Here is a 3,969-nt window from a genome sequence, read left to right as displayed (position 1 = left end):
GGCCGGGTCCACGAACCGGCGCCGCACGACCTGGTCGCCGCGCACCGCGGGCCGGGTCGCGTGGGCGACGCTCGCGATCGTGCCGCTGCTGGGCGCGGGGTACGCCGTGGCGCAGCACGAGGTGCTGGAGGACCACCTGGCCTTTGACCTGGACCGCGCCGAGGCGAGCCTGGAGTCGACAGGCACGGCGTTCGGCCCGTTCAGGAAGACGTACGACGCCGCGTACGCGACCTACCTGGCAGTGGCGGCGGACCACCCCGCGACGCGCGCCGCCGACCGGGTGCCGGGTCTCATCGACGACCTGTACGCGCAGGCCAAGACCGACGACCCGTGCACGGGGCTGGTCGTCGTCCGGCACTTCGCCGAGCCCGGCACGCCCGGACCGCTGCAGGGGGTCGCCGAGAGCGAGATCCCGGGTGCCCTGCACGACTGCGGCCTGCGCTCCGCAGAGGCCGGCAACTTCGACATGTCCCGGACCTACCTCACCGAGCTCCTGACGGACCACCCGGCCAGCGACCCGGCGTCGGCGGTGCCCGGGGACCTCGCGGAGTGGCGCGACGGCGTGCTGAAGGAGCTGAGCGGCGCGAAGCGCTGCACCGACACCGGCGCGGCAGCGGCGTCGGCGGGGTTCCTCGCGAAGTTCGACTCCGGCAAGGTCAGCTCCCTGGCCGACGAGGCTCGCGAACAGGTGCCCGCCGGGCTGCTGAAGTGCGGGCTGCAGGAGTTCGAGCGCGAGCGGTACGCGACGGCGGTGCAGGCCCTGAACGGTCTGGTGGAGTCGTACCCGCGGGCCAAGGAGGCCGACTACGCGGAGCGCGTGCGGATCGCGGCGGGGATAGCGCTGGTGGACCCGAAGGCCGGCGTCCGGCTCCCCGCCCGGGACGAGCCCGAGGGTACGGTCACGCTGACCGTCTACAACTACAGCCCCGACCCGTTCGAGATGGTCTTCACCGGACCGGCGACCGGCGTCGTGAAGATCGACGCGTGCGACGACTGCGAGTACCTCCCGGAGGGCGAGCAGCCCGTGTGCAGCGGCTACTCGCTGACCCTCCCCAGCACCACGATCACCATCCCGCCCGGCGACTACCTGACGGCCACCCGCCGCGACAAGACGGTGCTCGGCTGGGAGGACGACGGCGTCGACAAGGTGTCCTTCACCGCCGACGGCGGGTTCTGTACCTGGTCGTACCGGTACTGACGGCGGGACCAGCCGCGCCCGGGGCGTCCAATTCGGTTCCCTCGGCGGCCCGGGCCCGGTTGAATACGCACTGACATGACTACGTACTACACGTCCGACCTGCACTTCGGACACCTGAACATCATCCGGTTCTGCGACCGCCCGTTCGCCGGCGTCGGGGACATGGACGCCGCCCTCGTGCGGCTCTGGAACGAGACCGTCACCGAGGACGACACCGTGTGGGTGCTGGGCGACGTCGCCCTCGGCTCCCTGGCCGACTCCCTCGCCAACATCGGGCGGCTCGCCGGGCACAAGATCCTCGTGCCGGGCAACCACGACCGCTGCTGGGAGGGCGACCGCGCGCTGCGCAAGGGCGAGCCGGACGCACGCGAGCGGCGTCGGGCCACGGAGCACGAGCGCTACCTGGCCGCGGGCTTCGCCGAGATCCACGACCGGCCCGAGCCGGTCGTCGTGGGCGACCGGACCGTCGAGCTGTCCCACTTCCCCTACGAGGGCGACTCGCACGGCGTGGACCGGTTCGTCGAGTACCGGCTCGCGGATCGAGGCGGCTGGGTGGTGCACGGCCACGTGCACGACACCTGGCGGCAGCGGGGGCGGCAGATCAACGTCGGCGTCGACGCCTGGGGCGGCCGGCCCGTGTCCGCCGCGACGATCGCGGGGCTGATCGCCGCCGGTCCGCGCGACCTGGAGCCGCTGGGCTGGGCGTGAGGCCGGCCCGGCTCGGTCCGGACATGACAAGAGCGCACGTTCGCGGTGATGAACGTGCGCTCAGGCGTCAGGGTGCGTGGCTTCGCAGGTTCGCGGGCCGCACGCACTGCGTCAGCGGAAGCGCCAGGGCGTCTGCCGCCGCGCGGGGGTCATGCCGATACGAGCGACTCCGAGTCGCGGTGCTCACGGTCGAACTTGTAGGACTCGATCTCAGCGGCGCTGAACATGAGGTCCGACCCGACCATGTGATAGTCGATCTCACCGGCCTCGAGCAGGTCGATGACGTGCAGCTTGGACACGCCCAACATGCGGGCGGCCTCGAGCGTCGTGAGGTCCTTGTGCTGATTGCTGGCTTCGGCTTCCAATGTGATCTCGTTCACACGGCCAGTCTTGCGCGTTCCGGTGCCCAGAGTCCAGTCGAATCGGTGCGAGTTTCGATATCCGTCGATGATTCTTTTCTCCGCAAGACCGATGCGCCGGGCAATTACTCACGCCCGTCGCGGGGATATTCCTGGCATTGATCACGTGCCCTTTGCTACGCCGCTGGTCACGGCGTCTGGAGCCCCCGATACACCGCGGTCCGCAGCTCCGTGGCGTACGGCGCGAGCTCCGGCATGCCCAGTCGGGCGGCGACGGCGATCTCGGCCTCGGCGTCGTACGGCACGCGCACGAACTGCAGGCCGAACGGCGCCGGCCCCGGCTCGCCGACCACGCCCTCGAGGATCACGTACCCGGGGACGGGCTCGTCCAGTGGGTTGCCGACGCTCCCCACGTTGAACAGCGTGCGCCCCCGGTTCACCTGGAGGAACGACTCGTGGATGTCGCCGTAGCCCACCATCGACGGCGGCGTGCCGTCGCCCGTCATCGGGGTGTTCCGGAACATGCCGTCGAACTCCTCGGCGGTGTGCCGGGCACGCACGCGCACGTGCGGGCTCGTCGCGGAGGCGTGGAACAGCCGGATGTGCCGCCCGCTCAGGAGCAGGTCGTGGCTCAGCGGGAGCCCGCGCAGCCACTCGTGCTGGTCGGGGCGCAGCTCGTCGCGCCACCAGAGCATCCCGGAGGACGCGTCGTCGCCGATCGTCGGCAGGAAGTCGTCCCAGTTACCGCGGATATTGACGTCGCACGCGTCATTACAACGGTCGACGACGGCACTTCCCTGCGGTCCTTTACCGACGAAGTCCCCGAGATTGATGATCTGGTCAATTCCTCGTGACGCGATGTCATGGAGCACGGCATCGAGCGCCGTCAGGTTGCCGTGGACGTCGCTGATCAGGGCAATTCGTTCGAGGGACACGCCCTGGATCGTCCCACAGGCGGGCACGCCCGGACAGGGACGGGCACGACAGCGCGCCCGCGCCTACGCCGCCACCAGGCCCCCGAGCTCCTGCGCCTCCGCCCGCACCCGCCGGGCCTCGTCGAACCGCTCCTGGTCGTGGAGCGTGAGTGCGAGCGTGCGCAGCGCCTCCGCGAGCCGCGGCCGGTACCGCGCGGCGTTCTCTGCCAGGAGCTCGCGCAGCAGGGACACGGCCTCGCGCACGAGCTCGACGGCCTCGTCGCCGAGCTTGAGCACGGTGAAGATCGCACCAAGGTTGCTGAGCGACTGGGCCAGCCGGGGCCGGTACCGCTGTGGGTCCGCGTCCACGAGGTCCCGCCAGACCAGGGCCGCCTCGTGCTCGGCGTCCAGCGCCTCCTGCGACCGGTGCAGCCGGGAGTGGGTCACGCCCAGGGCCGACAGCGCCTCGGCGAGCTCAGGAACGTGCCGGGCCGGGTCCTCGGCCGCGAGCCGGCGCAGCACCTCGACGGCCTCCTGCTGGAGCGAGGCGCCCTCCTCCCACCGGCCGACGTCGGACAGCCCCGTGCCGAACGCCCGCAGCGACCGGGTGAGGTCGGTGAGGTACCGGCCCGGGTTCTCCAGGGCGGTCCGGCGGCGCAGCGCGACGGCCTGCCCGAGGTGGGCCAGGGCCTCCTCGGCCCGGTCCTGGTCGAGCAGCGCGTCGCCCACGGCCTGGAGCGCGTCGGCGAGACCGGGCAGGTGCCGGTCGGGGTCGGCCGCGGCCAGCCGG

At 71.7% G+C, this 3,969-nt stretch carries 5 protein-coding genes; 2 read left to right on the top strand and 3 right to left on the bottom strand.

Features of this window, described 5'->3' with window-relative positions:
• Window positions 1-1,198: hypothetical protein (locus PROKR_RS26050; RefSeq protein WP_036969542.1), on the top strand; the 1,198-nt coding region annotated here is incomplete at its 5' end.
• Between the two features lie 75 nt (window positions 1,199-1,273).
• Window positions 1,274-1,906, top strand: a complete 633-nt coding sequence (locus tag PROKR_RS31065) for a metallophosphoesterase (protein WP_051433382.1) — start codon at window positions 1,274-1,276, stop codon at window positions 1,904-1,906.
• Between the two features lie 149 nt (window positions 1,907-2,055).
• On the opposite strand, the gene PROKR_RS26035 is transcribed toward PROKR_RS31065, so the two are convergent.
• The 3 genes from PROKR_RS26035 to PROKR_RS36275 all read right to left on the bottom strand — a co-directional run.
• Window positions 2,056-2,286 carry a helix-turn-helix domain-containing protein gene (locus PROKR_RS26035; protein WP_200836061.1) on the bottom strand — a complete coding sequence of 77 codons (231 nt, stop codon included), beginning with the start codon at window positions 2,284-2,286 and terminating at the stop codon, window positions 2,056-2,058.
• Window positions 2,287-2,453: 167 nt separating this feature from the next.
• Window positions 2,454-3,200, bottom strand: a complete 747-nt coding sequence (locus tag PROKR_RS26030; RefSeq protein ID WP_036969536.1) for a metallophosphoesterase family protein — start codon at window positions 3,198-3,200, stop codon at window positions 2,454-2,456.
• Between the two features lie 63 nt (window positions 3,201-3,263).
• Window positions 3,264-3,969: tetratricopeptide repeat protein (locus tag PROKR_RS36275; RefSeq protein ID WP_036969533.1), on the bottom strand; the 706-nt coding region annotated here is incomplete at its 5' end.

The sequence above is a fragment of the Promicromonospora kroppenstedtii DSM 19349 genome (assembly GCF_000515355.1).
Lineage (GTDB): Bacteria > Actinomycetota > Actinomycetes > Actinomycetales > Cellulomonadaceae > Promicromonospora > Promicromonospora kroppenstedtii.
The sequence above is the reverse complement of the archived record's forward strand: the minus strand, read 5'-3'. Positions and strand labels throughout refer to the sequence as shown.

Excerpts from the sequence above, each read along its gene's own strand:
- PROKR_RS31065 (WP_051433382.1), top strand. The coding sequence starts at position 1,274 with ATGACTACGTACTACACGTCCGACCTGCACTTCGGACACCTGAACATC.